This is a genomic window from Streptomyces sp. NPDC054961, from assembly GCF_053609145.1.
Map to the genome: position 1 here is coordinate 74,733 of NZ_JBSGWY010000014.1, position 25,459 is coordinate 100,191.

Below are 25,459 nucleotides of genomic sequence, written 5' to 3' on the forward strand. Positions count from 1 at the left end.
GCACTGTTGGCGTGCGTACCGATCCCCCTGGTGTAGGCGGCGCCGTTCAGCTTGATCGGGTGCCCGTCGACGCTCTTGTCCTTCTGGACGGTGCCGGAGTCGCTTCTGGCGTTGGTCCAGTTGAGATCGCTCAGGTCGACCGACTGTCCGCTTCCGCCGGCGGCGGAGGTGGTGACGTCGACGGCGTTGCCGGCCCCGGAGAGGTTCCCCGCGGCGTCGATCGCCTTGACGGTGAACGTGTACGGCGTCGAGGCCGACAGCCCCGTCGCGGTGAAGCTCGTACCCGTCGACGAGCCGACGAGGGTGGCACCGCTGTAGATCTTGTAACCGGTCACGCCGACGTCGTCGGTCGACGCCGTCCACTTCAGGTCCACGCTCTTGGACGTCACGTTGCTCGATACGAGGCCGGCCGGCGCGGTGGGGGCCGTGGTGTCACCCGCCACCGTCCCGGCGGTCGCGGTCACGGTGGCACCGGCGGCCACCGGTACGCTCACGTAGGACACGGTGTTGCCGTACAGCGACTTGGTCTGCGGCGTGTACGCGGTCCCGTTCACGGTGATGGAGGCGGGGGTCCCGTAGAACTGGGCTTCCCAGTTGACGGTGCCACCCGAGTTGTTGGTCAACGTGGAACCCGTGGTGCCGGTGTGCTTGAGCTTCAGGTCGTTGTCACCGACCTTGAGGTGGTCGATCTCCACCCAGGGCGTCTCGGACGTCAGCCGGGAGACGGTGGCCACCTTGTCCTTCGGGGCGTCCGGCTGCACCCCCATCATGCCGTCGATGACGCTGCTGACCGCGAGGAACGAGATCTCCGGGTAGGTGTCCTTGCCGGTCATGAGCTTCTTGAGCCATCCCCAGCCCTCGGAGGACCGGTTGTACTGGTAGTACATCTCCGGCAGGTAGGAGGTCGCCTCGACATTCAGACCGTCGTCGTTGGCGGCGATGAAGTCCAGGGAGCTGCTGGTCCTCGCGCCGTGGTCGCCGAGCCCGGTCAGCATCGTCAGGAAGCTGGCCTCGTGCCCCCAGCTGCTGTAGCCCGTGCCGGCGGCGTCCTTGCCCCGGACGTACCGGTTGTTCGACGCGTCCCACCAGTTCGCATCGAAGTGGTCCTGCACCCGCTTCGCGCGATCGGCCCACTTCGCGCTGCCGGCGGTGTCACCCTTCGCCTTCAGGATGTCCGCATAGGCCAGCATCGACTGGTACTGGTACCCGAGTGAGTCTCCCGCGGAGACGAGGTTCTCGTTCGGGAACTCGAAGAACGTCGCCGTGTACTCGCCGGGCTGCTTCTTCGAAACCGGCTGGTCGGCGGCCGGGTTCGCGTCGTTCCACGTCACCTCGTGGTTCGTGAGGAACGAGCCCATCGTCGAATCGTAGTAGGCGGAGAGGGCCGGATCGTTGATCCAGTCCGCGTTGCCGGTCCACTGGTACTGCTTGTACGCCTTGGTCATCAGGTTGAACGGCGACGGCAGTTCCCGGAAGCCGGTGCCGTCGATGTAGTACATGGCTCCGTGGGAACTGTGCGCCCACAGCGGCCAGCCGTTCTGGCCCGGATCGTCGGCATCGGCCGCGAACGTCTTCATCATGCTGAACGTCTCGGCGTCCAGGCCGAGCGCGTGCGCGCCGTCCGACTGGTGGGCGATGTCCCGGTTGTAGTAGGACTCCCGGTTGGTGTAGGCACCCCAGTAGCCGGGTTCCACCGTCGGGTGCGCGGCGTTCTTGAGGCGCCACCACTCGGGTTCGTGCCCCATCATCGGGTTCCCCGGGTAGAACGTCATGCCCAGGGCCCGGTTCTTGCCCCACGCGAAGCCGTCGTTCAGCGTCGCGTTCGGAGAATCTATGGTCAGGGTGCTGGTGGGCGCCCCCACGTGTCTCTGGATCGTGATCCTGTCGACGCGCGGTACCTCGCCGGCGGACGTGGCCACCAGCTCGATGACGTCACCGGCCTTCAGCGCTACTTTGCTCGACGTACGGGTGTCGATGCTCATCGGGTCGGTGTAGTCACGGCCGTACCGCTGGGACGTGGCCCATGAATCCACGGGGGTGGAGTTCACGGAGATCTTGTACGTCACTCCGTTCGCGGTCTTGCCGTTGTAGCGCGTGATGAGGTCATAGGTTCCGTCAGAGCCGGCGAAGGTCGTTCTGGCGGTGCTCGTCTGTCCTGACGCGCCCCGGGCATAGGTGATGTTCTCGACCGGGTTGTCGTTCCAGGTGTGGTTCACGGTGTCGGTCGCGAAATTGGTCAGCGACATGTTCTCGACTTCGAGCACATAGGGCCCTGCCGTTGCCTCCGCCACCGCGGGCGTGACGGGAAGGGCGATCGCCGTGCCGGCTGTTGCCAGCACGGCGGATAGAACACAGGCGAGACGACGCATGTGTGGGGGATCCTTTCGGGTGGGGGTGTTCCTCGTTCAAGGACGGTCGACCTCGACCGTCCTTCTCTGGCGCTGTGGAACGTGCAGGACCGAGCGGCCCCGGCGACCGGCGGCGGTTTTGACCGTCCGCCTCCGCACGTCGCGGTCACGTCGTCCCGGAAGGCAGCCGACCGGACGGTGCGGACCGGCTCCGGAGCCTGCCGCCGCGCGGGCGGTGCGTGCGACCACGGGCGATCGCGCCCCTGCCGGAGCGAGGCTGGGGTGCCTCGGGCCGGACGGAATCACCTGCGCCGTACGTGCGGTCGCACGCGTGCGTCTACCGCCGCCGTTTCGCGTCGGGCAGGACGCGGCCGGGACGACGGGCGTCCGGCCGGGCGTACGGGGGGGCGCACGTCCTCGCGATGCCGACGCGAGGGGGTTCGGGAGTCGGCAGGGCGTGCGCCGCATCGGGCGGTTGGGGCGGCTGGTGGGGGTAACTCCTCTCCTCGCAGGTCATGTTGGAAGACGTTGAACTGTGTTGCCTGTTGAGAAGTGATGTCAATGGGTGTGTTCAGTTCGATGGCGCCCGCTCCGCTCGCACGCGGGCCGGACGTCTCGGGCCGGGTCACCGCCCCGGCACACCGGGGCCCGATGGAGCCGAACCGCATGGCGCCACATATCAGCAGGTCAGCGGCTCGGCGCCGTCGAGCACGCCTGCCTCGATGGGGCACTTGGGCGGGGTGAACACGCCTTCGGCAGCCCGGGTGATGTCTGAATCAACGGCCATCTTGCATCAGAAAATTGATGCGTCTTCAGAAATCTTTCAGCTCTGTATTGCATGCCATGACAGGCGTGCATAGCATCGGGGGCGTGGCGAGACGGCGGTCTCGGGGCGCGGGGTCCGTCGAGGCGCGGCGACGGCGGCGGCTACCCGCGCGCCTACGGGCACGGTTCGACCCCACAGCACGGCGTGAGGCTCTGGTCCAGCCCCTACGCCGGCCTCGCTCCGCCGAAGAAGTATCCGGCCAACTACGAAACCTTCGCGGGGGCGTTGCACACCCGGTCATGGAGATCCCGTCCCGCCGAAAGGCCGGGCGGGATCTCGGCGTGCCCGCCTCCAGCGCCTTCCGCCTTCCGCCTCCCGCTCCGGTCCACGGAGGCGGAGTGGCGTGGATCACGGCAACCTACGGGACGCGGGCGGCGACTGAGGGGGGCAAGGTCACCGAGCGAAGGGCCTCACCCCCATGGCAACTCCTGGACGCCACCGGCTCACCCGCAAGCGCTTCACCGCCGGCGCGGTCGCCCTGGCCGCACTGGGCGGCGCGGTCGCCTACACCGCGGCCGCCCCGGCCCAGCACGCGAGTGCGGCCGGCGGTTGCGCACCGTACGAGTCGATCCCGATGGGCAAGTACTGGATCAACAACAACACGTGGGGCGCGAAGAGCGGCGCGGGCTGGAGCTGCAGTTGGGACGCCTACACGTCGGGTTCCACGATCGGGTGGGGCACGAGCTACGAGTGGTCGGGCGACCCGAACGCGGTGAAGTCGTACGCGAGCAGTGTTCTCGGGTGGCACTGGGGCTGGAAGGTGCCGCAGAGCGAACTGCCGGTGCGGGTGGCGGACCGGAAACCGGTGCGGACGGCCTGGTCGTACCAGGTGAGGGAGTCCAAGGAGAGCGTGTACAACGTCGCCTACGACCTGTGGCTGCACGACTCCGCCCGTACCGACTGGCAGAGCGAGCCGAAGCACGAGGTGATGGTCTGGCTCGCCAAGGACGGCGGGGCCGGGCCGCTGGGCACCCAGCGCGAGCGGCTGGAGATCGGCGGCGCGGCCTGGGACCTGTACGTCGGTGACATCGGCTGGAACGTCTACTCCTTCGTCCGCGTCGACAACACCGGCTCCGCGAACCTGAATCTGGACGACTTCCTTCACACGCTCGTCCAGCGCGGGCTCGTGGACGGGAACGACTACCTGAGTGGAGTCGAAGCGGGCACGGAGGTCTTCACCGGCAAGGCGCAGCTGGACACCACCGCCTACTCGGTGAACGTGGGCTGACACGCGCCACCGCGCCCCCTCCCCCGCCCCCCTCTCCCTCTCCCTCTCCCTCTCCCTCTCCCTCCAGGCAAGGAACACCTCCGCATGTCTGCTCCCTCGCACCGTCGGCCCCGCATCCGCCGCGCGGCCGTCCTCGCCGCCGCCTCCGTCGCCGCCGCGGTCGCGCTCGGCACCGTCCCCCTGGCGATGAGCGCGCACGCGGCCCCCGATCTCGCGCACGCCGTACTTCCCGCACGCGACGGGTGGGCGGCGGACGGCAAGGGAACCACCGGCGGCTCGGCGGCCGGCGCCTCGCGGGTGTTCACGGTCTCCACCCGCGCCGAGCTGGCCCACGCGCTGAGCGCCGGCTCCGCAACGGCGCCGCGCATCATCCGCGTCCGGGGCTCCATCGACGCGAACACCGACGACGACGGCCGTTCCCTGCGCTGCGAGGACTACGCCGCGGGCACGGGCTACTCCCTCGCCTCCTACCTGAAGGCCTACGACCCGGCCGGCTGGGGGCGCTCCAAGGTGCCTTCCGGCGCCCAGGAGTCGGCCCGGGCCGCTGCGCAGCGGAAGCAGGCGGCGCGGATCGTGTTCAAGGTGCCGTCGAACACCACGATCGTCGGTGTGCCCGGGACCGGCGCCGGACTGACCGGCGGCAGCCTCCAGGCGAAGGACGCCGACAACGCCATCATCCGCAACCTCACATTCACCGACGTGCGCGACTGCTTCCCCCAGTGGGATCCCACGGACGGCTCGGACGGCAACTGGAACTCCGCCTACGACGCGCTCTCGCTGCGGGGAGCCACCCATGTCTGGGCCGACCACAACACGTTCACCGACAGCCCCCGCTTCGACAGCGGCAACCCCCGCCACTTCGGGCGCGAGTACCAGGTCCACGACGGGGCGCTCGACATCACCAACGCTTCCGACCTGGTCACCGTCTCGTACAACCGGTTCGCCGACCACGACAAGACGATGCTCATCGGCAGCTCCGACCAGGACACCAAGCTGCGCGTCACCCTGCACCACAACGTCTTCCAGGGGACCGTCCAGCGCGCCCCGCTGGCCCGCGTCGGACAGATCCACCTGTACAACAACCTCTTCGAGACGGCCGAGCGCCACGGCTACGCCTTCAGCTATTCCATCAGCTCCCGGGCACGGGCCCAGGTGGTGGCCGAGTACAACCACTGGACGCTCCCCGGGGACGGGAAGGTCTCCCGGCTGCTGACCGGCGACGGCACCGGCGCGCTGGCGGGCACCGGGAACCTCGTGAACGGCCGGGGCGCCGATCTGGTCGCCGCGTACAACGCCGAGAACCCGGGCCGGAAGATCCGGCCGACCGTCGACTGGCGGCCCACGCTGTCCGCCGGGCTGGAGACCTCCGCCGCCGGACTGCCCGGTTCGCTCGGCCGCGCGGCGGGCGCCGGCGTACTGACCGCCTCCGGTGGTCTCGCCGGACCTGCCGTCCGCACTCCGTGAGGAAAGGGGTTCCCCGACATGGCTGCTACCGTCGCCGGCACACGGCATGACAAGGGCCGATCGAACGGAGAGCCGGGCATGGCCCCCGTTCAGGAGATCCATGACAACGCCTCCATCGAGTTCCACGCCTTCTTCGAACGGCACCACGCCGAACTCTCCCGCCTGGCCTGCATGCTCATCGGCGAGCCCGACGGCGCCGACGACCTGGCCGCGGACGCCCTCGTCGCGGTGTGGCACCGCTGGGACCGGGTGCGCCGCGCCGACCATCCCCTCGCCTACGCCCGCGGGATCGTCGCCCACATGGCCCGTACGCGCATTCGTGCGGCCGTGCGGGAGCGCAGGCGGGTCGTCCTCTTCTGGTCGAGCCGCCCCGAGGTGGCCGACGCACCGGACGTCGCCGCCACCGTGGACGTCCGAAGAGCCCTGTCCAGACTGCCGTTTCGAAAACGGGCCTGTGTGGTCCTGCGCCACGCGCTGGACCTGTCCGAGAAGGACACGGCGCTCGCCCTCGGCATTTCGGTCGGCACGGTGAAGAGCCAGACTTCCAAGGGCATGGCGGAACTGCAGAAGCTGCTCGGCCCGCGGGTCGGAGAACTCACGGGAGGGAGGAACCGGTGAAGGACGTGGAAGGAAGGCTGCGGGAGGCCGCGGAGGCGCACGAGCCCGACCGGGAGCGGATGCTCGCGCGGGTGCGGCACGGCATGGCCGGCGCCGGTGCCCCTCGTGCCCGTCAGCAGACGCGGGCGGTCTCCTGGAGCCGCATCACCCTCGCCACGCTCGCCGTCGGCGCCACCCTCCTCGCCGGGGTCCTCACCGTCGAATCCGTCCTGAACGACGAGGGGCACGGCACACAGGTGGTGACGGCGCCCGACCGGCCCGGCACCCTGAGCACCGAGAGCGGCCCGCTGTGGTCGGACGGCTCCGTCGACCCGCACAGCAACACCTACTGGGCCCAGAGCAACATCACCCTCCAGAGCGGTGAACCCCTCGCCGCGCTCACCCTCGAGGTCCGCATCGCGCAGACGGGCGGCGTGGCGACGACCGGCACCTGGCAGACCCTGCCGGGCGACGACTTCGAGGTCAGTGTCCGGCAGAACGGAGAGGCGACGGTCTACCGCTGGACCCTCAAGGCCGGCCGAACCCTCCCCGCGGGCCGGCATGTGTTCGCCGGCCAGTACAACCACGCCCAGGGCGGGCGCGACGCGGGGAAGGACACCTACGAGGCGACGGCCACCACGGCCGCGGGCGGTCGGCACGAGGTCGGGGGCGCGTTCTGATCGGCCCACCCGCCCCCGGGGGCGAGACAGCCCAAACGCGGCTGGGGCCCGCACCCAAAGGTGCGGGCCCCAGCATTAGACGCGTCAGCGTCAGCGTCAGCGTCAGGCGGGAACGATGTTCTCGGCCTGCGGGCCCTTCTGGCCCTGCGTGACGTCGAAGTTAACCTTCTGGCCTTCCTGAAGCTCACGGAAACCAGAGGAGGCGATGTTCGAGTAGTGAGCGAAGACGTCAGCGCCGCCGCCCTCCTGCTCGATAAAGCCAAAACCCTTTTCCGCGTTGAACCACTTCACGGTGCCAGATGCCATATCAATCTCCTTTGGGGCAGTGCCCGGATCCACACTATGCGGATCCGGAGTCGCCGCGATGATTGCCCCGACCGGAAATCGGCGGAAATGCAAAGCGCGCTTCCAGCGTCTAATCATACCAACGGAGGGTGCGCTTGAATTCGTGGGAACCAAAGACTGCAACTGAGATCGACAGTAGCACGCCACACCCGCCCCGGCAGGTGGGAACATTCCGCTCTCGTCGTCGCGGAAAAAACCTTCTCCCTGGGGGGCGATAAACCCTCACCTCACGGTCGCAGATTTACCCTCCCCCGCACGCGAAGTATCCGTCGCCGTTCGCCAACAAGACGCTCGACCGCCCCGACGGGTCTCCCCCGGCGGCCTCAAGGCCCGGTGGCACCCGTACGGCCCGGAGGTCGTGGTCCGTCGATCCGTCCCCTTCTGTCACGATTCGCGTACGTTGAGCCGTCGGCGGTCGAGCCCCCTGGGAGTGAGCGAAGATGGCGACGGTACTGGTGACGGGCGGGGCGGGCAACGTCGGCTCGAAGGTGGTCGGGGAGCTTCGGGAGCGCGGGATTCCCGTCCGGGCCTTCGTCCGGGACCCGGATCGCGCGGCTGCCGTGCTCGGCCGCGACATCGAGTGGACGCGGGGCGACTTCGCCGAGCCGGCGTCCGTCCGCGAGGCTCTCGACGGTGTCGAGCGGCTGTTCATGATCTGCCCGAACCACCCCCGGCAGGTCGAGTACGGAACGCGGACGATCGACGCGGCGGCGAACGCCGGGGTCCGGCAGGTGGTCATGCTGTCCACGATCGGCGCCGAGGCCGGCTCCCCGACGGTGTTCTTCGACCAGCACGGCCGGATCGAGGAACACCTGCGCGGCTCGGGATCGCGGCCGTGATCCTGCGTTCCAGCCACATGATGTCGAACATCCTCGGTTCCGCCGCGACCATCCGGCAGGCCGACCGCTTCTTCCTGCCCGCCGGTGACGCGCGGATCGCGATGATCGATCCTCGGGACCTCGCCGCAGCGGCGGCCTCGGTGCTGAGTACGGCGGTGCGGGGAGAGCGGACCCAGGTTCTCACCGGCCCGGAGGCGATCACCTACGAGGAGGTCGCGCGGCAGCTGTCGAGCGCTCTCGGCCGCCCGATCGCGTACGTGGCGGTGCCCGACGAGGCGGCTGTCGCCGGGATGACCGAGGCCGGCATGCCGCCGTGGCTGGCCGAACAGGTGGTGGCCGCCTTCGGGGCACTGCGCGACGGCCTGAACGCGTCCCCCACGGGCTCGGTGCGGGAATTGACCGGCCGGGAACCGCGCGGCTTCGAGGACTTCGCTCGCTGGGCGGCTCCCCTGCTGTCCGGCTCGGCCTGAGGCCCGTCCCGCACTTGCCGGCAGGCCGCCGGCAGGCCGTCGGCCGCCGCGCGCGGGCGAGGGCCAAGTCCTCGGCATCGGGCGGGCTTTGGAGAGGACCGGCCGTGGAGGAAAACAAGATGCGCGTGACCTCCGTCGTTGACAAGCTGCGCCGGTGAACCGTGAAGAAATCTCCAGGATCGCCCACACCGACCACCCGATAAAGTCTCCGCTCGACGACGACTCGGTACGCCGATTGCTCGCGCGCGGACTCCCGCATGGCGAGGAGCGTGTACTCGACCTCGGCTGTGGCAGCGGCGAATGGCTCCTGCGCGCCTTGGTCACCCACCCGCACGTACGCGCCGAGGGCGTGGACGTCTCGGAGGACGCCCTGGCACAGGCCCGCCAGGCGGCGATCGGCCTCGGCGTCCAGGACCGCCTCACCCTGCACCACCAAGAGGCCCAGGCCTTCGTGTCCTCCGAGCCGTTCGACCTGGTGATCAGCGTCGGGGCCGCGCACGCCTTCGGCGGCCTCCTGCCCACCCTCGCGGCGGCCCGCAAGCACCTGACTCCCGACGGCCGCGTACTGATCGGTGAGGGGTTCTGGGACCGCACCCCGTCCGCGGAGGCCATCGAGATGCTCGGGGAACTCACCGACCTCGCGACCACCGTGGACCACGTCGTCGCCGATGGATGGACTCCCGTCGAGGGGCACGTCAGCACGCGCCGTGAGCTGGACGACTACGAATGGGCCTGCTGGGGAGCGCTGGCCTCGTGGGCTCTGGACCACCCCGACGACGCGGACAGCACGCACGCGCTCGAGACGGCCACCCTCCGCCGCTCGGAATGGCTGCACGTCTACCGGGACACCTGGGGCTTCACCTCCCTGGTCCTGCGCCAGACGCCCACCCGCCCCTGAATCAGCCGCCCCGGGTACGGAGCCGCCCCGACGGATCACAGCGCCGCGAGGTGCGTGCGCCTCGGCGCACCTCGGGGCGCATCTCGGGGCGTTTGACGGGGCGTTCGGCGGGGCGGCCGCGGTCCGCGCGGAGGACGTCGAGGTGTCGTGCGGTGGTCAGGGCTGATCGGGTGAATCAGAGACACCTCTGCCGGATCCGGCCGTTGATCAAGGCGCTGACTACCGTGCACTCGTGCAACAGAAAGACTCGTGATGATCAAGAAGATTATGGCCACCGCCGCTGCGACCGCCTCCATCCTCGGAGCGGGCGCCGCAGTCGCCGCCCCGGCCATGGCCATCGGCAACGACAACGGGGTCAACACCGTCAACGGCAACGGGTCCCAGCAGATCTACGGCAACCAGAAGACGACCGGCGACCTGAGCCCGCAGCTCGGCCTCGTCCAGGGCACCCTGAACAAGCCCTGCATCGGCCTGCCCGCCAAGGTCAACGCCCAGTCGCTGATCGCCGCGCTCAACATCGGTGTCCAGGACATCAACGTCCTGTCCAACCCGCAGAACCAGCAGTGCACCGAGAACTCCACCCAGGCCAAGGGCGACGAGCCGCTCTCGCACATCCTGGACAACATCCCGGTCCTGTCCGGCAACGTGTCCGCCAACAGCTGACACCCCCTCTACGAGCCGGGGCCTCCGACGACACCTGCACGAGTGCCCACGAGACCCCGGCTTGCTCCACCCCGATCCACGATGTCTCCCCCCACGCGTGCAGCGGCGCCGCCAGGCCGCCGAGCCGGGCGCAAGCTCCGCGCGAAGCCCCCGTCCGACCGGACGGGGGCTTTGCGCATGGCACGTCGGCGGACGGGCGCCGCCGCTACCAGCGGTACCAGCGGCCGCGGCCGCTGCCGCTGCCGCTCTTGGGACGGGCGACGAATCCGAGCAGCCAGATCACCAGCACCGCGATCGCGACCCACCAGAGGATCTTCACGGCGAATCCGGCGCCGGCCAGCACCAGAACGAGCAGAAGGACGAGAAGCAGGGGAACCATAGATATCAACCTCCGAGCAGTCGAATGCCCCGGCCCTCTCCGCGTATGCGTGCGAAATCTTCTTGTTTCTCATCGGCGGGGGCGGGAAGGAGAATGCGCCGCCCATCCGTCGGAGCCCCCCGTGCACTCAGCCCGCGGTCGGCGTGAACTCCACGAGCAGGGACTTCGGCCCCCGGGTGAAGACACCCTGCTCGGCAGGGTCGTATCCATCGGCCGGCCGGATGTCCGGCATCGCGTCGAGGAGTTGATTGGTGGCGATTTCGACTTCCGCCTTGGCCAGCAGAGCGCCGACGCAGAAGTGCCGTCCGAGCGCGAACGCCAAGTGGTCCGCCGCCGCGGAGAAGGCGGTGGGCGTGGTGAGGTCGTCGCGGAAGATGTCGAACCGGTCCGGGGCCTTGTAACGCCCGGGGTCGCGGTTGGCCGCTCCGATCAAGCAGGTGACGGTGGCTCCCGCGGGGATGGTGCCGCCGCTCGTCCGGACCTCGGTGGCGGACTGTCGCATGATCATGTGGACCGGCGGGCTGTAGCGCAGGGTCTCGGCGACGGCGCGGTCGATCAGTCCGCGGTCCTGCCGGATGGCCTCGAGTTGTTCGGGGTGGGCGAGGAGGTTCGAGAAGAGGCTGGCGATGGCCTTGTCCGTGGTCTCGGCGCCCGCGGTGAGCAGGAGGCTGCAGAACGCCTTGATGTCCTCGTCACTCATGCTCACCCCGTCGACCTCGGCGGTGCAGAGCGCGGACAACAGGTCGTCACCGAGATGGTTCCGCCGGTCCCTGATGATCGGCAGCATGTACGCGGCGAACTCGGTCTGGGCCCGCACGCCGGCCGCGGCCTGCTCGGGATCACCGGACAGGTTCGCGACGAACGCCACGAACGCCCGGTACCAGCCGCCGATGTGCTCCTGGCCTGACCGGTCCAGTCCGAACATGTCCGCGATGACGGAGATGGGGAAGTGGGAGGCGAAGCCGCTCACCAGGTCGACGGAGCCGACGCCCCGGAACGTGTCGATCAGTTCGCGGGAATTGCGCTCGATCAGCGGAACGACCTTGTCCCGGAGCTCGTTGCCGCGGAAGGCCGGAGCCACCAGCGCCCGCCGGGTGGCGTGCTCACGGCCGCTCATCTGCAGGAGGGTCTTCCCGTGCACGGGCTCGGCCTGCCAGGCGTAGTTGTCCGTGGTGAACTGCGACTCCTTGTCCTTGAACACCCGCGCCACGTCCTCGTAGCGCGCGACGAGGTAGCTCTGCGTCGCCTCGTGCCAGGTCAGGGGCGCGCTTTCGCGCAGGGCCCGGTACGTCGGGTACGGGTTGTCGGCGAACTCCCGCGACAGGATGTCCGGGGCGTTGTGGGCGGCGGTCATGGGGTTCCCCCATCAGCTTGGATTCCGTCGCGCCGACTCCGTCGGCGCCCTCGTACCCGGCCCTGCTGCCATCACGGCGTCCCGGTTCCGGCGTGCCGGGTCGTCCTGCCACGTCTTCCGCACCGTCAGCGATCGCGTTCCGGTCGGCGGGTCGGCGCGGCTGAGCCCTGTCCAGGAAACACCACGCCGTCTGCCGCAGCCAGGGCTTCGACGCATACGCGTGCACGGCCTCCGGCCCTGCGTGACGTGAGGCGTTCCACGAGGCACCAGGGGCGATGTCCGGCGGACCACACGGACGACGTGGATGACGCGGACGACAGGGCACGCGGACGACACGGGCCGTCGTCCGTGAACACGTCGCGGGCGGTCACTCGGCAGGTGCGCCCGCCCCGCCGCTCCGCGCATCGGGGCCCTGCTCCAGCAGGGTGGACAGTCCGTCCAGGAGGCGCTCGAGGCCGAACGAGAAGCGGTCCTCCATGGAGGGACCGGTCAGGTCATCGGCGAGTGCCACCAGGCTGGGGAAGGTGTCCGGCGGCAGTCGGCGGAACTGTTCCCCGACCGCCGTGGCGGCCTCCTGCCGGCTGGCGCCCATGGCCTCGGACGCCGAGATGGGCCCCTGTTCCTGGAGCACGAAGCCCTGGACGAACGCGCCCAGCAGATAGCTGATCATGGCCGCGTCGGCGTCGGAGAAGCCGGCCTCCCGCAGGCGGCGGAGCTGGTCCTCCATCAGGCGCAGCAGGTAAGGGCCGGGGGCGAGCCGGCCCGCGACGACCTTGGCGGCGTCGCGCTTGCCGAGCAGGTGCCGGCGGTAGCGCACGCAGTACTCGCGCAGTTGCGTACGCCAGTCGCCCTCCGGGGGCGGCGCCTCGGCGTCGGCCATGAGTTCGTCGGTGAGCAGGTCGAGCAGCTCTTCCTTGTTGCGCACGTGCCAGTAGAGGGAGGCCGCCTTCACCCCCAGCTCGGCGGCGACGTTGCGCATCGACAGGCCCTTGATTCCCTCGCGCTCCAGCACCCGCACGGCCGCCTGAACCAGCGTCTGACGGGTCAGTCCCGGCTGTGCCGGTCCGTCATCAGCGCTGCCCTCTCGCACCATCGGCCACCTCCGCCCTCGGGTCCCGTAGGGAATCCCGCTTGCCATCTAACAGCGTTAGGTGCAGTCTAGCCGCACCGACCACCCGACTAACACTGTTAGGGAGTGCTGATGAAGCCGCCTGCCCACCGCAAGGGGCTCGTACTCGCCACCCTGTGCGCCACGATGTTCATGGCGATGCTCGACAACGTCATCGTCAACAACGCCTTGCCCCGCATCGGGCAGCAACTGCACTCCGGCGTCACCGGACTTCAGTGGGTGGTGGAGGGCTACAGCCTGGTGTACGCGGCGCTGCTGCTCACCGGCGGCACCCTGGGCGACCGGTACGGCCGCAGGCGGATCTTCCTCACCGGCCTGGCCGTCTTCACGGCGGGCTCGGCGGCTGCGGCCCTGTCCGGCTCGACCGGCACGCTGATCGCCGCGCGGATGCTCCAGGGCCTCGGCGCGGCGCTGCTCACGCCGGGCAGTCTGTCCATCCTGCGCCACGTCTTCACGGACGAGAAGGAGCGGGCCAGAGCCGTCGGCCTCTGGTCCGGCGTCTCCGCGCTGGGCCTGGCCGTCGGCCCGGTCCTGGGCGGGCCGATCGTAGAGACCTTCGGCTGGGCCGGAGTCTTCTGGATCAACGTCCCCCTCGGTGTGGCGGGGCTGCTGCTCGCGGCCCGGGTGCTTCCCGAGTTCGCGACCCGTACCAAGCGGCTGGACCTGCCGGGCCAGGCGCTCTCCGCACTGGGATGCGGCGCGCTGGTGTACGCGCTCATCGAAGGGCCCACCCGCGGCTGGACCGACACCCGGGTGCTCGCCCTCGCCGCCGTGGCGGCGCTGGCCCTGCCCGTCTTCGTCGCGGTCGAGGCCCGGGGCACCGACCCCATGCTCGACCTGCGCTTCTTCCGGGACCGGGTGCTCACCGGAGCTGCGGTGACCGGCTTCATGATCAGCTTCGGCATGTTCGGCGCCGCGTTCTTCCTGCCCCTGCTCATGCAGAACGTGATGGGCTGGTCCCCGTCGGACGCGGGCGTGGCGGGCCTGCCCATGACCGCGATGATCGTCGTCGCCGCACCACTGTCGAGCACGCTCACCTCGCGCCACGGCCCCCGCCTCCCGCTGGTCACCGGCCTGGCCCTGTGCGCCACGGCGCTCGGCGCCCTCTCGCTCTACGGCGCGGACGCCCGCTACCCGCAGTACGTCTGGGTGCTGCTCACCATGGGTCTCGGCATGGGGATGACGTTCACTCCCGTGTCCATCACGGTGATGCAGCGCGTCGCCCCCGAGCGGGCCGGCATGGCCTCCGCAACCCTGAACACCTTGCGCGAGCTCGGTGGTGTCATCGGCGTCGCCGCCCTGGGGGCCGTCCTCAGCAGCCGGCTCACCGCCACCCTGACCGAGTCGCTGCACCGGCTCGGCGTGCCCGCCGAATTCGGCGGCCACCTGCCCGGCACGGCCCCGGACGCCACGGGCGGCTTCCCCGTCGCCGCCCCCGTCGCCGACGCCGTGAACGCCGCTTTCATCGACGCCCTGCACCTGGCGCTGCGCTGCGGCAGCGCAGCCCTGGCGGCCGCGGCGCTCCTCGTCGCGCTGCTCCTCCGGCCGCGACGAGGTGTCGTCCCGTCGGCCGCCGTCGCTCAGCCGGCCCCGCAGGCGCAGGCGACGCACCGGTAGGAGGAGGGACTCGCCCGGGTCCCTGGCCCAGGGGCCGCCGGTACGCGCGGGCGCCCCGCGCGGAGTCGTCGCCGGTGGTCCGGCAGCCCGGCCGTCCCGCAGGCGCGGACTGCGGGCCGTCGTCCTCGGGCTCCCCCTCACCTGGCCCGGTGACGTGAACCTGTACCTCGGATGGCGGCGGCGACACGTCGTACGGGTGGCAGTCCCCCGGGGCGCGCCCAAGACTCGTGGCCCAGGCCGAACACGAGGGAAGGGTGGCAGCAGCCCATGCCGCAGGCAGAGGAGGAAGGCGTCGCCGCGCGCCCGATCGGTACGGTGGATCAGCGGCGCGGCAGAACCGCGCACCTGCGGACCACGATCAGGCGCACCCACCTGCTGTCGGCCTTCCTGGTGCTCACGGTGATGATGGTGGCCCTGTGGCTCATGGGCATGCCCTTCTTGCAGGCCCTGACGATCTCGACCGGAGTGAAGATCGCGGTGGCCCTGCTCGAACTCCGCCGGCTGCCCGCCCCTCCCGACAACTGACGCAGGCCCTGCGCCTTCTGCCTCAGAACACCAGGGCCGACCGGCGAGCGACGGCCGCGGATCGGAGCGCCTCGGCAGAGGTGTGATCGCGGAGCGTGTCGGCCCCGCCGCCCCGCCCCCTCGGACTACGGTTGATCGACAGACAGGGCCCGCGTCACCGGAGCGAGCGTTCCCGGACGGTCATCGAGGTGGCCGCCCGTACGCCTTCACTTGCGAGGAGTGAGCGGCGGATGAACCCGACCTCACGGGCGGCCGACTCCGGTGCCCGAAGCCCGACGAGCCCGGGAAGCAGCAGGTCGTGACCGGACAGAACCCATCCGACATCGACCGTGATCCGCGCAAGCCCGAGCTGCGGACCCGGTCCTCCGTCCACGCCGAGAGGCGCTGGCCGATGGCCGCGGCGGTCATCGCTTCCGCCGTGCTCACCCTGCTCCTGCCCGACGACTTGCGGCTCGGGCCCCGATGGGCTCTCCCCCTCGCCGAAGGACTGCTGCTGGTGGCACTGATCGCGGGTGACCCGGGACGGATCAGCCGCCGTTCCACCGTCTTGCGCGCGGTGTCGGTCGCCCTGGTCGTCGTCCTGGCGGTCAGTGCCACCTGGTCGACCGTCCGGCTGATCGACGACCTCATCCACGGCGGGACCGAGACCAACTCGGCCAATGCCCTCCTGTTGGCCGGCGGGAGCGTGTGGACCTCCACCATCCTCGCGTTCTCCCTCCTGTACTTCGAACTGGACAGCGGCGGACCGGCCGCCCGGACCCACCGCATGCCGCACACTCCGGCGCTCGCCTTTCCGCAACAGATCAACCCCGAGCTGAGTTCCCCGGGCTGGTGCCCCCGCTACGTCGACTACCTCTACCTCGGGTTCACCAATTCCACCGCGCTGAGCCCCACCGACGTGATGCCACTCGCCCCCTGGGCCAAGTGCGTCATGACGCTCCAGTCCATCGTCTCGCTCGTCATCCTGGGACTCGTCGTCGCCCGGGCCGTGAACGTCCTGGTCTGAGAGGGCGATATGAGAGCGTATAGGCGTTTTATCGTCACCTGAACGTGTGGCGGCATGGCATCCCGGCCGGTCGGCGGCCCTGGGCATGTTGGGCTGGTCGCTGTGAGCGAGCGCAAGTCCTACAAGACCGACCTGAGCGATGAGCAGTGGGCGTTGGTCGAGCCGGTGATCATCGCGTGGAAGGGTGCGCACCCCTGGGTCAGCGGCGATCAGGGCCGGTACGCGATGCGGGAGATCGTCAACGCACTGCTCTACCAGGGCCGGACCGGTTGTCAGTGGGACCTGCTCCCGCACGACGCCAGGGTCCCGAAGGGGCCCCGCCGGTGGCCGATGACGGATGCTTGTCGCTCGACGTGATGGGTCACCGAGACATCTCGCCATCACTGTCGGGCTCTCCCACGCGGCCGTGGTCCTGACGGCGAAGCAGGCCGGAGAGACGGACCCGTGGCCGGGAGCGCCGCTGGGGCGGCAGCGGTGGTGGGGCAGGGGCCAGGTGATGCTGGAGCCGGGTGTGGCGGAATTGGTAGAACGCTCCGTTTCGGCGCAGTACGCCACGTCGGTTGGCGTCCTCCAGGAAGGCGCTCACGGCCCATGGCAGTCGTCTGGTCAGCGGCAGCCAGCCGCGCGCCAGAATCAGCCAGCGGCCCCAGGCGGTCAGCGTGAGCGCGGCCACGAGCGCGCTCCCGAGCCCGATCAGAATCCCGGATCGCAGCCCCAGGGCGGGGGTCCACGCTACGGTGGTTCCCCACATGTGCCGGGGCAGCAGACCGGCCATAATCCAGCTCCCGAGCAGGATGAGAAGCCCGAACACCACTCCGAGTACCAGCGCCTGGCGGAGCACCGTCGCACGGTTGGTGTTCAGCAGACCGGTGGGACTGGTGGCCTCGTGCGTGTCGATGGGCTCCTCGAACCAGGCCGTGGAGCCGAAGACGAGCGCGGCCCCGACCCCGACCACCAAACCCCAGTACCCCGCGCTCAGGACCCTTGCCAGCAGCCAGAACGGCTCCTGGTAGGCCGCCACGTTCACCACTCCGGCGAGCAGATTGCCGGTGACCGGGGCAATCGGCCCTACCACGAGTCCTGCCATGAACCGGGGCAGGAACCTCGGGCGAGCCCGCCCGGTCTGCCGGCCGCGAAGGCTCAGCCGTACGCGTGACGGCTGGAAGGCCCCGTCGATGAACCTGGCCGCAACCCCGTGCGCGAGTCCGAAGGACAGCCCGGTCATGGACCCGTTGAGCAGCCCGCTCACCAAGACGTCCATGAGCCCGAACCCGCCCAGCCCGTGCACCAGGCAGGACAGGAGTCCGTACACCAGTCCGGTGGCGATCCCGGCCAGCACCATGCGCGACGTCAGGGGCACGGTGGTGCCGAGCTGCCACCAGGCCAGATCGGGCGTGCGCAACGTGTTGAGATGCCGGGCGAGGAAGCTCAGCCAGCGGTGGGCCTCCTCGCCGCTCCACCCTCGGGTGTCCTCCCCGGGAAGATCGCGGGAGTACACGGCCGGGATGAGACGTTCCAGGAGGTGCTCCTCCACCGCCGTCCGGTCGGCGAACCGGCGGACCCCGTCCTGTTCGGCGAGCAGTTCCGCGGGCTCGGCCGCCGAGGTGTCCGCGTAGGCGGTACGGGCGAGCCAGGCCATCAAGGGAGTGGACAGTGCCTGGGCCACCGGCCCGCCGGGGGTGCTTTCCACCTCGGCGAACAGGGGATCCCAGCAGCCGGTCCGGGCGGGGGCCGTGCTCACCCGCAGATAGGTCTGCAGGTCGGCCGGGTCCAGCGGGCACAGCTCGACCACCGCAGCGGCGGTGAGCACCGTACTCCCCACCGTCCGCTGGTACTCGTCAGCCCGGCAGGTCAGCACCAGCGGTTCGCCCCGTCCCATCTGCCGGCTCAGGGCCGCCAGCGCTTGTGACCTCGCCTGCGGGGGCATCTCGTCCAGCCCGTCCAGCACCGGCAGCACCTGTCCGGAGGCGATCAGCTCCTGGCCGAGAGTCGTTCCCGACCCTGACCGGGTGCGCAGCGCCGGGTCGTCCTCGGCCAGCCGACGGGCCATCCAGGAGTGCAGAGTCTCCTGAGCGGGGTCCCAGGATCCCATGGAGAGGAGAACGGGCACCCGCTCCCCCTCCTGGCGCCGGTCGAGCAGATGCAGCACCAGATTCAGGGCGAGGACGGTCTTGCCCGCGCCCGGTGCGCCGAGGATCACGAGCCGCCGTGACGCCACCCGGTGGAACACAGCGACGATGCTGTCGTCCGCCCGGCCGTCCCCGTCCAGCCGTCCGGACAGATCCACCTGTTCGACCTGGTTCTGGGCGCCGTTGATCGCCTCCCAGTGGTCTGCCACCGGCCGTGCGGTGTTCTCCCATCGCAGTGGCATCGGCCATGGCGCCTGCAGCTGGAGGGCCGTCTCCTCCCTGCGCCACTGCTCGGCCACCGCGGTGGCCAGTGTCCCAGCAAGCTCTGCCACCGGCTGTGGCTCGTTCGGCTGTCCGGCCATGGAGCCCAGTGCGGCGAGGGCTGTGGCCGCCATGAAGAGGACGACCGCGAAGGTGGTGTGCTGTTCCATCCAGGCGATGAACGGCGGCGGGTTCTCCTTCATCCACTCGCCGAGGGAGCCGAAGTAGATCGGCAGCCACATTCCCAGCACCGCCGCCGCCATGAGCAGTAACCGTCGGCGTCGCCCGGGGGGAGGGCCTGAGCGGTTCCTACGCACCCGTCCCTCCGACAGCCGCTCCGCCACTGGCCTGGCCGCCGCCCGGCCGCGGGGGTGCGGCGGCCCGAGCCCGTGTCCCTGCCCGTGGTGTTCGTGCCACGGCCCGGATCCTGGCCGGCGTCCCGGGCCGTGGACGTCCCGGGGGCTGAGGATCCTTCCGCGCGTCAGAGCCGTCCGCGTCCCACACAGTCAACCGTGCCCCCATTTTCCGCTTCGGCGGTGGCACCGGCCTGTCGGCTCCCCACCGGACACCTTCATTCTGTCCGACCTCCGGTGCCGGAGGGACGGAACGCCCGGTTCCCCCGCCGGAGGCCGGACGGTGACGGCGGGAACCGGTTCCAGTCGACGACGACCAGGCGGTGGGGCTGCACGAGGCGCTTGAGAAGCACCTGTCGGGCGTCGCCAGCCTCCACGACTCCATACTCAGAGGGCGGTATGAGACCTGATGCCCGATTCTTGGTTTCGTCCGGGGCGGGCGCGGCAGCGCCGGGCGGCTATGGCCGGGGCTGAGTGAACAAGCCCTGCTCGGTCTCGACCAGGATCGCACGGTCGGCCAGCCGCTTGAGCTTCAGGCGGGTGTTGTTGATGGTGTTGGGCGCGACCATCAGGTCCATCGCCTCGCAGACCTGTCGCGCCCGCAGCGGATGGTCGGCCGCGGTGAACACCTCCATGATCTGCCGGCAGGCCGGATGGCCCGGAAGTCTCGGTGCCGGGGGTGCGGGCGGTTGTGGATCGGGCAGCTCCAGCAGTGTCTTGGGAACGAACCCGGTCTGCGCGGGATTGCGCTCCACGACCTCCACCTCAATGTTCACCTTCTGCCCGTGCGCGACAAGCGCGTTCTTGAAGCCCCGGTCGACCAAGGCCTTCTCCACGGCGTCGGTGTCGGCGGCTACCTTGTCCAGCAGCGCGATACCGACGGCGTTCTCGTGCGCCGACGCGGCCACCACGACCACTGCGATCACCAGCCCCAGAACGTCAACGGCCAGGCCGCGCTTGCGGCCCGGTACTTTTTTTGCCGCATCACGTCCCGTCGACTCGGCGGGTACTCCGGCCGCCGCGTGCACGCTCTGGGTATCGAGCACCACCAGGCTCGGATCCGCCTTCCGGCCCATCTTCTCCCGCACCTGCCAGCGCATCAGGTCGTGGATGGTCTGGTCGGTGCCGTCGTCGCGCCAGGTGCAGAAGTAGTACTTCACCGCGCCGGGCGGCGGAAAGTCGTGCGGGAGCAGGTCCCACTGACAACCGGTCCGGCCCTGGTAGAGCAGTGCGTTGACGATCTCCCGCATCGCGTACCGGCCCTGATGGCCGCTGACCGAGGGGTGCGCACCCTTCCACGCGGTGATCACCGGCTCGACCAACGCCCACTGCTCATCGCTCAGGTCGGTCTTGTAGGACTTGCGCTCGCTCACAGCGACCAGCCCAACATGCCCAGGGCCGCCGACCGGCCGGGATGCCATGCCGCCACACGATCAGGTGACGATAAAACGCCTATACGCTCTCATACCGCCCTCTGAGACCGTGTGGTGAGATCTGCTCGCGGACAGCAGCTGCCGCCCGTGAGCAGATCTCAGACACAGTCTCAGTGGAGGCAGAGGCAGAACGGGTGGCCTGCCGGGTCCGCGTAGACCCGCCAGTTGGCTCCCGGGCGGATCTGGTCCGTGCGCTCCAGTACGGTCGCGCCGAGGGCGAGCACCCGCTTCTCTTCCGCTTCGAGGTCGTCCACGTCGAAGTCCAGGTGCATTTGCTGGGGCTGACGCTGGCCGGGCCACTCGGGCGGCCGGTAGCCTTCCACCCGCTGGCAGGCCAGCGGTGTTCCCTCGAAGCCGCGCACGTCGATCCAGCTGAGATCCTCCGGGTCCGCGACCACGTGGCCGCCCAGGAGTTCCGCGTAGAACTCGGCGAGCCGTACCGGGTCGGCACAGTCCAGCGCGACCGACTGCAGTTTTAGCGTCACGTGCGACACCTCTCATCCCTCAGCCACTTCTGCCCCTCCCCCACGGGAGGGGTTGTACCCGCCGCCGCAGGCGGTACGCGCGGCGGTACCCCCGGCGGCGGCCGGACCGCGGCCGGACCGCGGCCGTGCCCGACAGGACGCCGCAGCGCCCGCATCGATGTGCATGGGCCCCGGGTGTCCGGATGCTACGTTCGGCAGGTGGTCCGAAATCAGCCCGTTCAGCACGGTGCGCAGATTGCTGGATACCAGGTCGAGCGTGAGATCGGCCGCGGGGGAATGAGCACCGTCTACCTCGCGACGGATCTACGGCTGGGCCGTGACGTGGCCCTGAAGGTCCTCGCCCCCCAGTTGACGAGCGATGATGCCATGCGTCGACGCTTCCTCCACGAGTCGCGCGCGGCCGCTGCGATCGATCACCCGCACATCGTGCCGATCTTTGGAGCCGGAGAGGCCGACGGGCTCCTCTACATCGCCATGCGTCATGTTCCCGGGCCGGACTGGGGGGCCCTCATGGACGGGGAGGGTCTGCTGCCGGTGACGGATACGCTGCGCATCGCCGCGCAGGTGGCGTCGGCGCTCGACGCCGCGCACGCGCACCGTCTGGTGCACGGGGACGTGAAGCCCGGCAACATCCTGTTGGCCGGGAACGTCGGCGACGATTCCCACTACGCGTACCTCAGTGACTTCGGGATGTCGAAACCGATGCTGCACGAGCCGTCCTTCACCTCGGTGGGTGCGTTCGTGGGCACTCTGGACTACGTGTCCCCCGAGCAGGTCTCCGGCCGCCCGGTGGACGGCCGGGGAGATCTCTACAGCCTCGCCTGCATGGTCTACCACGCCCTCGCGGGTGGGCCCGTGTTCCGGAGGGACGATGACATGGCACTGCTGTGGGCGCACCAATACGATGCGCCGCCGGCCCTCTCGCAATGGCGTCCGGACCTCGAGCCGGCCGTCGACCGGGTGATGGCGAAGGCGCTGGCCAAGGCCCTTGAGGACCGTCACGGTTCGTGCCGGGAGTTCGTGGCGGAGCTGTTCGCCGCCACGGACGGTCGGGCGAGCTGAAGGGATGCCCCCCAGACGCTGGTGGCCACACCGGTGGCGGCATACGAGCGGTCGGTACGCGCCGGACCTCTGGCCCGTGTGGATCGTGGTCTGTCTGGCCGTGGTCGTGGTGTGCGCGGCCGGCGCCGTGGCGTACTGGCTCGTCCGCCGGCTGACGGAACCCACGCAGACCCTGGCCGTTCCCGACGGCATCAGGCTCAGCATCGCCATCCTGACGGTCTTCGGTGCGGTGCTCGCCGGGGTGTACGCCTACCGCAAGCAGCGCATCGCCGAAGGGGACGCCCACCGCGCGGACGCGACCCAGTTCGCCGAGCGCTACAGCACGGCGGCCGGTCAGCTCGGCCATGAGGGCTCGGCCGTGCGTCTCGCCGGCGTGTACGCGATGGCCCGGCTGGCCGACGACTGGGTGGAGCAACGCCAGGTCTGCGTGGACGTCCTGTGCGCCTATCTGCGCATGCCCTACGAAGCGCACCCGGAGTCCGACGGGTACAAGAGGGGCGAGCGGGAGGTACGGCAGACGGTCATCAAGGTCATCCGCGATCACCTGCAGGAGTCGCAGGGAGACGACGCCTCCTGGTCGACCTGCGCTCTCGATCTCACCCGCGCGGTCTTCGACGGGGGCGACTTCTCCGGCTGCCGGTTTCGCGGCAGCGTCTCCTTCGCCGGCGCCGACTTCGTCGGAGACCTGGTCAGCTTCGACGAAGCCGCGTTCCAGGGCGGATCGGTCAGCTTCCGGGGCGCACGATTCGGAGCCGGCGCGGTCACGTTCAACGACGCACGGTTCCAGGGCGGATCGGTCGGCTTCGACGAGGCGCGGTTCAGCGGCAGCGCGCTCTCCTTCCGCGGCGCGCTGCTCGGTCCCTGCGCCCTCACGTTTCACCGCGCGCACGTCAGCGGCGGGACGCTCACCATGGACGACGCACGGCTCTGTGGCGCGACGGTCGGCTTCGACTCCGCGCAGTTCGAGAACGCCACCGTCACCTTCAGCCGGGCGAGGCTGGAGGACGGTTCGCTCGCCTTCCGCCGCGCGCGGTTCACCGGAGGCACGCTGAGTTTCGACCACGCGCACGTCTCGGGCGCTGCCGTCGCCCTCGACGACGCGGAGTGCGCGGACGCTACGGTGACCTTCTACGCGGCCCGGTTCGACGGGGGGAGCGTCACCTTCGACTACGGACAGTTCACCGACAGCACGGTCACCTTCCACCACGGGCGATTCGACGCGGGCACCGTCTCGCTCGACCACGCCCGGTTCAGCGGCGGCACGGTCTCCTTCGTCCGCGCCCAGGTGAACGGGGGCCGGGTCGCCTTCGCCGACGCGCAGTTCGGCGACGCCGACGTCCGATGGGGCCGCCTGCGGCCGCCCGGGGGCGGCGGGACGGGCTGAACTCCGGCCGGACTCTCACGAGCGAGTGCTGTCGTCGCGGCGACGACCTGTCCGAGGCGTGCCACACCCGGCTCCGGACCGTCACGCGGTGGCACGGCCTCCTGGGGCGAGATCCTCGAGGAACTGTTCCTGGCCGTCCAGGAATCCGTCCGCGAAGAGCGAGCGGGGCGAGAGGAGCGCCGCGAGCGTGATCCTGAGGTCCGACTGCTCGATGGACTGCTTGACCATCGAATGGGCCGCGTCCGGGTAGTTCTTGGCCGTCAACGCGCCGCCCGGGTCCAGCACTTCGCGGTAGACGCGCTCCGTGTCCGCGGTGTCCACGTTCATGTCGTGGCCCGCGAGGGCCAGAAGAACCGGTGTGCCGCGCAGGGCGAGGAGGTCTCGCGTGGCGTCCGATGTGTGGTTCGTGGAGATGAAGCGCCAGCGGGCGGCGGTCATGCCGTCCGCGTCGCCGCCCATGGCCGTGACGTACTCCTCGAAGGCCGCCCGTCGTTCCAGCAGCTGACGGGTCGTGTCGCTCTTGGTGATCGCCGCCTGAGTGCGGGCCTCGGACGCGCCGTCGGCGCGCAGCTCGGCGAGAAGGTTGTAGCGGCCCTGCCGGAGCCAGTTGACCGCGGGCGAGACGGCGATGACGAAGCTCACGGGCGTCCTGGCGGCGACCTTCGGCAGGACCCAGCCCGCCTGGCTGACGCCCCAGAGCCCGATCCGGTCGCCGTCGATGTCGTTGCGGGCGCGCGCCCAGGCGATGGCGGCGGCCGCCTCGTCGGCCCGGTCGTCCATGGACTGGCCGAGCCAGTCGCCCGGTGCTCCCGCGACGCCGGGCTTGTCCCAGGAGAGGGAGGCGTACCCGGCCTTGGCGTTCGCTTCCCACATGGGTTTGTAGCCGTCGTCATGGGTGGCGTCGACGGGGCCGTCGCCGTGGACGTGGACGACCAGGCCGTGGCGCGTGCGGCCGTCGCGGGGGGTGGCCAGTACTCCGTTGAGGGTGTGGCCCCCGTGACGGATCGAGACCCGCTGCTCGTCCATGTCGTAGGAGTTCTGCCACAGCACCACACCGCCGAGAGCCGCGGTGACGGCCAGGACGGTGACGAGCGACCAGACGACGGTGCGCAGTCCGCGACGCCGTTCGGGTGGGGTCTTCGGGCCCATGGGAGCTGACCGCCTCGGTTCGGATGTCGGTTCGGACATCGGTTCGGTTGCCGGCTCGGATGCCGGTCCTGAGGTACACATGACCCTACCTATCATTGCAGACACGATCGTCATGGGAATGATAGTTTTCGACGGAGCTTGCGGCGAGAGGGAGGAAACGGGATGACAGGGGACGCGACGAGGGACACCGCGGCCGGGCCGGTGACGGTCCGGCGGGGCGTTCCGGCCGGCGCAGAGCGACGGGCGGCCGAGCTGTACTGGGACGCCTTCGGCCGGAAGCTCGGCCCCGCGCTGAACCCGCCGGACAAGGCGGTGCCCTTCATCGCCGCCCACCTGAACGCCGATCGCGCGGTGTGCGCGCTCCTCGACGGGCAGCTCGTCGGCCTCGCCGGCTACCAGCTCGGAGGCCGCGCCCTCACCGGAGGATCGGCCTCCGCCGTGCTGCGCGCGTACGGGCACCTGCGAGGCCTGCGCAGACTCCTGATCCTGGCCCTGTTCGAGCGCCACCCGGCCCCCGGACAGCTCGTCATGGACGGCATCGCCGTGGACCCGGCCCTGCGCGGCCGCGGCGTCGGGAGCCTGCTCCTCGAGGAAGTGGCCGCGGTCGCGGCGGAGCAGCGCTGCCGGGAGATCAGACTGGACGTGATCGACACCAATCCACGGGCCAGGGCCCTGTACGAGCGGCGCGGCTTCACGGCCGTGCGCACCGAGCACACGCCCTACCTGCGCGGGCTGCTGGGGTTCGGAGCGGTGACCACCCTGCATCGCGCCGTCGCGACGCGTGGGGCGGGAGAACGGTGAACGCCGGGACGGACCACGTCGAGGTACCCACCCG

24 protein-coding genes and 1 pseudogene are annotated in these 25,459 nt (G+C 70.1%); 16 read left to right on the forward strand and 9 right to left on the reverse strand.

Annotation, left to right across the window (positions count from 1 at the left end):
* Nucleotides 1-1,772, reverse strand: a 1,772-nt coding sequence (locus ACWF9Z_RS15560) for an NPCBM/NEW2 domain-containing protein (RefSeq protein WP_453602364.1), incomplete at its 3' end; no start/stop codon positions are given.
* Nucleotides 1,773-1,833: 61 nt separating this feature from the next.
* Here ACWF9Z_RS15560 and ACWF9Z_RS15565 point away from each other — a divergent pair.
* The 5 genes from ACWF9Z_RS15565 to ACWF9Z_RS15585 all read left to right on the forward strand — a co-directional run bounded on the left by ACWF9Z_RS15565 (nucleotide 1,834) and on the right by ACWF9Z_RS15585 (nucleotide 7,143).
* On the forward strand, nucleotides 1,834-1,995 hold the full coding sequence (locus ACWF9Z_RS15565) for a hypothetical protein (RefSeq protein WP_453602366.1): 162 nt from the start codon (nucleotides 1,834-1,836) through the stop codon (nucleotides 1,993-1,995).
* 1,597 nt (nucleotides 1,996-3,592) lie between these two features.
* Nucleotides 3,593-4,402, forward strand: a complete 810-nt coding sequence (locus ACWF9Z_RS15570) for a GH12 family glycosyl hydrolase domain-containing protein (protein ID WP_453602368.1) — start codon at nucleotides 3,593-3,595, stop codon at nucleotides 4,400-4,402.
* Between the two features lie 84 nt (nucleotides 4,403-4,486).
* Entirely contained in the window at nucleotides 4,487-5,866 is a 1,380-nt protein-coding gene (locus tag ACWF9Z_RS15575; RefSeq protein ID WP_453602371.1) for a pectate lyase family protein, read from the forward strand.
* A 78-nt stretch (nucleotides 5,867-5,944) separates the two neighbouring features.
* The gene (locus tag ACWF9Z_RS15580) at nucleotides 5,945-6,484 is read left to right on the forward strand and encodes a SigE family RNA polymerase sigma factor (RefSeq protein ID WP_453602375.1); all 540 of its coding nucleotides are present in this window, start codon (nucleotides 5,945-5,947) and stop codon (nucleotides 6,482-6,484) included.
* Nucleotides 6,481-7,143 (forward strand): hypothetical protein, encoded by a 663-nt coding sequence (locus ACWF9Z_RS15585; RefSeq protein ID WP_453602378.1) that lies wholly within the window; start codon nucleotides 6,481-6,483, stop codon nucleotides 7,141-7,143. The genes ACWF9Z_RS15580 and ACWF9Z_RS15585 overlap by 4 nt, the downstream gene beginning before the upstream one ends.
* 102 nt (nucleotides 7,144-7,245) lie before the next feature.
* On the opposite strand, the gene ACWF9Z_RS15590 is transcribed toward ACWF9Z_RS15585, so the two are convergent.
* Complete coding sequence (locus tag ACWF9Z_RS15590; RefSeq protein WP_134068503.1) at nucleotides 7,246-7,449, reverse strand: cold-shock protein; 204 nt, start codon at nucleotides 7,447-7,449, stop codon at nucleotides 7,246-7,248.
* Nucleotides 7,450-7,928: 479 nt separating this feature from the next.
* Here ACWF9Z_RS15590 and ACWF9Z_RS15595 point away from each other — a divergent pair, with 479 nt between their 5' ends.
* The 4 genes from ACWF9Z_RS15595 (at nucleotide 7,929) to ACWF9Z_RS15610 (ending at nucleotide 10,358) form a co-directional block, all read left to right on the forward strand.
* Complete coding sequence (locus tag ACWF9Z_RS15595) at nucleotides 7,929-8,327, forward strand: SDR family oxidoreductase (protein ID WP_453602381.1); 399 nt, start codon at nucleotides 7,929-7,931, stop codon at nucleotides 8,325-8,327.
* Nucleotides 8,324-8,797 carry a hypothetical protein gene (locus tag ACWF9Z_RS15600; protein ID WP_453602384.1) on the forward strand — a complete coding sequence of 158 codons (474 nt, stop codon included), beginning with the start codon at nucleotides 8,324-8,326 and terminating at the stop codon, nucleotides 8,795-8,797. Before ACWF9Z_RS15595 ends, ACWF9Z_RS15600 begins: the two co-directional genes overlap by 4 nt.
* A gap of 154 nt (nucleotides 8,798-8,951) precedes the next feature.
* The gene (locus tag ACWF9Z_RS15605) at nucleotides 8,952-9,695 is read left to right on the forward strand and encodes an SAM-dependent methyltransferase (RefSeq protein ID WP_453602387.1); all 744 of its coding nucleotides are present in this window, start codon (nucleotides 8,952-8,954) and stop codon (nucleotides 9,693-9,695) included.
* A gap of 252 nt (nucleotides 9,696-9,947) precedes the next feature.
* Nucleotides 9,948-10,358 carry a rodlin gene (locus tag ACWF9Z_RS15610; RefSeq protein ID WP_453602390.1) on the forward strand — a complete coding sequence of 137 codons (411 nt, stop codon included), beginning with the start codon at nucleotides 9,948-9,950 and terminating at the stop codon, nucleotides 10,356-10,358.
* Between the two features lie 205 nt (nucleotides 10,359-10,563).
* Here the strand turns inward: ACWF9Z_RS15610 and ACWF9Z_RS15615 are convergent, their stop codons facing one another.
* The 3 genes from ACWF9Z_RS15615 to ACWF9Z_RS15625 all read right to left on the reverse strand — a co-directional run bounded on the left by ACWF9Z_RS15615 (nucleotide 10,564) and on the right by ACWF9Z_RS15625 (nucleotide 13,184).
* A complete protein-coding gene (locus tag ACWF9Z_RS15615) occupies nucleotides 10,564-10,737 on the reverse strand; it encodes a hydrophobic protein (RefSeq protein ID WP_453602393.1) in 174 nt (57 codons plus the stop codon).
* A 127-nt stretch (nucleotides 10,738-10,864) separates the two neighbouring features.
* Nucleotides 10,865-12,091 (reverse strand): cytochrome P450, encoded by a 1,227-nt coding sequence (locus ACWF9Z_RS15620; protein ID WP_453602396.1) that lies wholly within the window; start codon nucleotides 12,089-12,091, stop codon nucleotides 10,865-10,867.
* A 367-nt stretch (nucleotides 12,092-12,458) separates the two neighbouring features.
* Nucleotides 12,459-13,184, reverse strand: a complete 726-nt coding sequence (locus ACWF9Z_RS15625) for a TetR/AcrR family transcriptional regulator (RefSeq protein ID WP_453602399.1) — start codon at nucleotides 13,182-13,184, stop codon at nucleotides 12,459-12,461.
* Nucleotides 13,185-13,292: 108 nt separating this feature from the next.
* On the opposite strand from ACWF9Z_RS15625, the gene ACWF9Z_RS15630 reads away from it, so the two are divergent.
* The 4 genes and pseudogenes from ACWF9Z_RS15630 to ACWF9Z_RS15645 form a co-directional block, all read left to right on the forward strand.
* Complete coding sequence (locus ACWF9Z_RS15630; RefSeq protein ID WP_453602402.1) at nucleotides 13,293-14,837, forward strand: MFS transporter; 1,545 nt, start codon at nucleotides 13,293-13,295, stop codon at nucleotides 14,835-14,837.
* Nucleotides 14,838-15,104: 267 nt separating this feature from the next.
* Complete coding sequence (locus ACWF9Z_RS15635) at nucleotides 15,105-15,362, forward strand: hypothetical protein (RefSeq protein WP_453602404.1); 258 nt, start codon at nucleotides 15,105-15,107, stop codon at nucleotides 15,360-15,362.
* A gap of 298 nt (nucleotides 15,363-15,660) precedes the next feature.
* Nucleotides 15,661-16,368, forward strand: a complete 708-nt coding sequence (locus ACWF9Z_RS15640) for a hypothetical protein (RefSeq protein WP_453602407.1) — start codon at nucleotides 15,661-15,663, stop codon at nucleotides 16,366-16,368.
* Nucleotides 16,369-16,470: 102 nt separating this feature from the next.
* Nucleotides 16,471-16,665 (forward strand): annotated as a pseudogene (locus tag ACWF9Z_RS15645) (transposase); the annotation flags it as partial.
* Nucleotides 16,666-16,729: 64 nt separating this feature from the next.
* Here ACWF9Z_RS15645 and ACWF9Z_RS15650 read toward each other — a convergent pair.
* The 3 genes from ACWF9Z_RS15650 to ACWF9Z_RS15660 all read right to left on the reverse strand — a co-directional run bounded on the left by ACWF9Z_RS15650 (nucleotide 16,730) and on the right by ACWF9Z_RS15660 (nucleotide 21,029).
* Complete coding sequence (locus ACWF9Z_RS15650; RefSeq protein WP_453602410.1) at nucleotides 16,730-19,021, reverse strand: NACHT domain-containing protein; 2,292 nt, start codon at nucleotides 19,019-19,021, stop codon at nucleotides 16,730-16,732.
* Between the two features lie 548 nt (nucleotides 19,022-19,569).
* Nucleotides 19,570-20,484, reverse strand: a complete 915-nt coding sequence (locus ACWF9Z_RS15655; protein WP_453602413.1) for an IS5 family transposase — start codon at nucleotides 20,482-20,484, stop codon at nucleotides 19,570-19,572.
* Between the two features lie 170 nt (nucleotides 20,485-20,654).
* Nucleotides 20,655-21,029: a VOC family protein gene (locus ACWF9Z_RS15660; protein ID WP_453602415.1), complete on the reverse strand. Its 375-nt coding sequence runs from the start codon at nucleotides 21,027-21,029 to the stop codon at nucleotides 20,655-20,657.
* A 198-nt stretch (nucleotides 21,030-21,227) separates the two neighbouring features.
* On the opposite strand from ACWF9Z_RS15660, the gene ACWF9Z_RS15665 reads away from it, so the two are divergent.
* Together ACWF9Z_RS15665 and ACWF9Z_RS15670 are read left to right on the forward strand one after the other, a co-directional pair.
* The gene (locus ACWF9Z_RS15665; protein ID WP_453602418.1) at nucleotides 21,228-22,091 is read left to right on the forward strand and encodes a serine/threonine-protein kinase; all 864 of its coding nucleotides are present in this window, start codon (nucleotides 21,228-21,230) and stop codon (nucleotides 22,089-22,091) included.
* Between the two features lie 76 nt (nucleotides 22,092-22,167).
* Entirely contained in the window at nucleotides 22,168-23,475 is a 1,308-nt protein-coding gene (locus ACWF9Z_RS15670) for a pentapeptide repeat-containing protein (RefSeq protein ID WP_453602421.1), read from the forward strand.
* A gap of 81 nt (nucleotides 23,476-23,556) precedes the next feature.
* Here the strand turns inward: ACWF9Z_RS15670 and ACWF9Z_RS15675 are convergent, their stop codons facing one another.
* Complete coding sequence (locus ACWF9Z_RS15675; RefSeq protein ID WP_453602424.1) at nucleotides 23,557-24,624, reverse strand: alpha/beta hydrolase family protein; 1,068 nt, start codon at nucleotides 24,622-24,624, stop codon at nucleotides 23,557-23,559.
* 162 nt (nucleotides 24,625-24,786) lie between these two features.
* On the opposite strand from ACWF9Z_RS15675, the gene ACWF9Z_RS15680 reads away from it, so the two are divergent.
* A complete protein-coding gene (locus tag ACWF9Z_RS15680) occupies nucleotides 24,787-25,425 on the forward strand; it encodes a GNAT family N-acetyltransferase (RefSeq protein WP_453602426.1) in 639 nt (212 codons plus the stop codon).
* Nucleotides 25,426-25,459: the final 34 nt, after the last annotated feature.

Coding starts and splice junctions, on each gene's coding strand:
- ACWF9Z_RS15590 (WP_134068503.1), bottom strand. CDS start 7,449: ATGGCATCTGGCACCGTGAAGTGGTTCAACGCGGAAAAGGGTTTTGGC.
- ACWF9Z_RS15595 (WP_453602381.1), top strand. CDS start 7,929: ATGGCGACGGTACTGGTGACGGGCGGGGCGGGCAACGTCGGCTCGAAG.
- ACWF9Z_RS15610 (WP_453602390.1), top strand. CDS start 9,948: ATGATCAAGAAGATTATGGCCACCGCCGCTGCGACCGCCTCCATCCTC.
- ACWF9Z_RS15635 (WP_453602404.1), top strand. CDS start 15,105: ATGCCGCAGGCAGAGGAGGAAGGCGTCGCCGCGCGCCCGATCGGTACG.
- ACWF9Z_RS15625 (WP_453602399.1), bottom strand. CDS start 13,184: ATGGTGCGAGAGGGCAGCGCTGATGACGGACCGGCACAGCCGGGACTG.
- ACWF9Z_RS15620 (WP_453602396.1), bottom strand. CDS start 12,091: ATGACCGCCGCCCACAACGCCCCGGACATCCTGTCGCGGGAGTTCGCC.
- ACWF9Z_RS15650 (WP_453602410.1), bottom strand. CDS start 19,021: ATGGCGGCGGCGGTGCTGGGAATGTGGCTGCCGATCTACTTCGGCTCC.
- ACWF9Z_RS15615 (WP_453602393.1), bottom strand. CDS start 10,737: ATGGTTCCCCTGCTTCTCGTCCTTCTGCTCGTTCTGGTGCTGGCCGGC.
- ACWF9Z_RS15570 (WP_453602368.1), top strand. CDS start 3,593: ATGGCAACTCCTGGACGCCACCGGCTCACCCGCAAGCGCTTCACCGCC.
- ACWF9Z_RS15675 (WP_453602424.1), bottom strand. CDS start 24,624: ATGGGCCCGAAGACCCCACCCGAACGGCGTCGCGGACTGCGCACCGTC.
- ACWF9Z_RS15630 (WP_453602402.1), top strand. CDS start 13,293: ATGAAGCCGCCTGCCCACCGCAAGGGGCTCGTACTCGCCACCCTGTGC.
- ACWF9Z_RS15580 (WP_453602375.1), top strand. CDS start 5,945: ATGGCCCCCGTTCAGGAGATCCATGACAACGCCTCCATCGAGTTCCAC.
- ACWF9Z_RS15575 (WP_453602371.1), top strand. CDS start 4,487: ATGTCTGCTCCCTCGCACCGTCGGCCCCGCATCCGCCGCGCGGCCGTC.
- ACWF9Z_RS15680 (WP_453602426.1), top strand. CDS start 24,787: ATGACAGGGGACGCGACGAGGGACACCGCGGCCGGGCCGGTGACGGTC.
- ACWF9Z_RS15565 (WP_453602366.1), top strand. CDS start 1,834: ATGGTCAGGGTGCTGGTGGGCGCCCCCACGTGTCTCTGGATCGTGATC.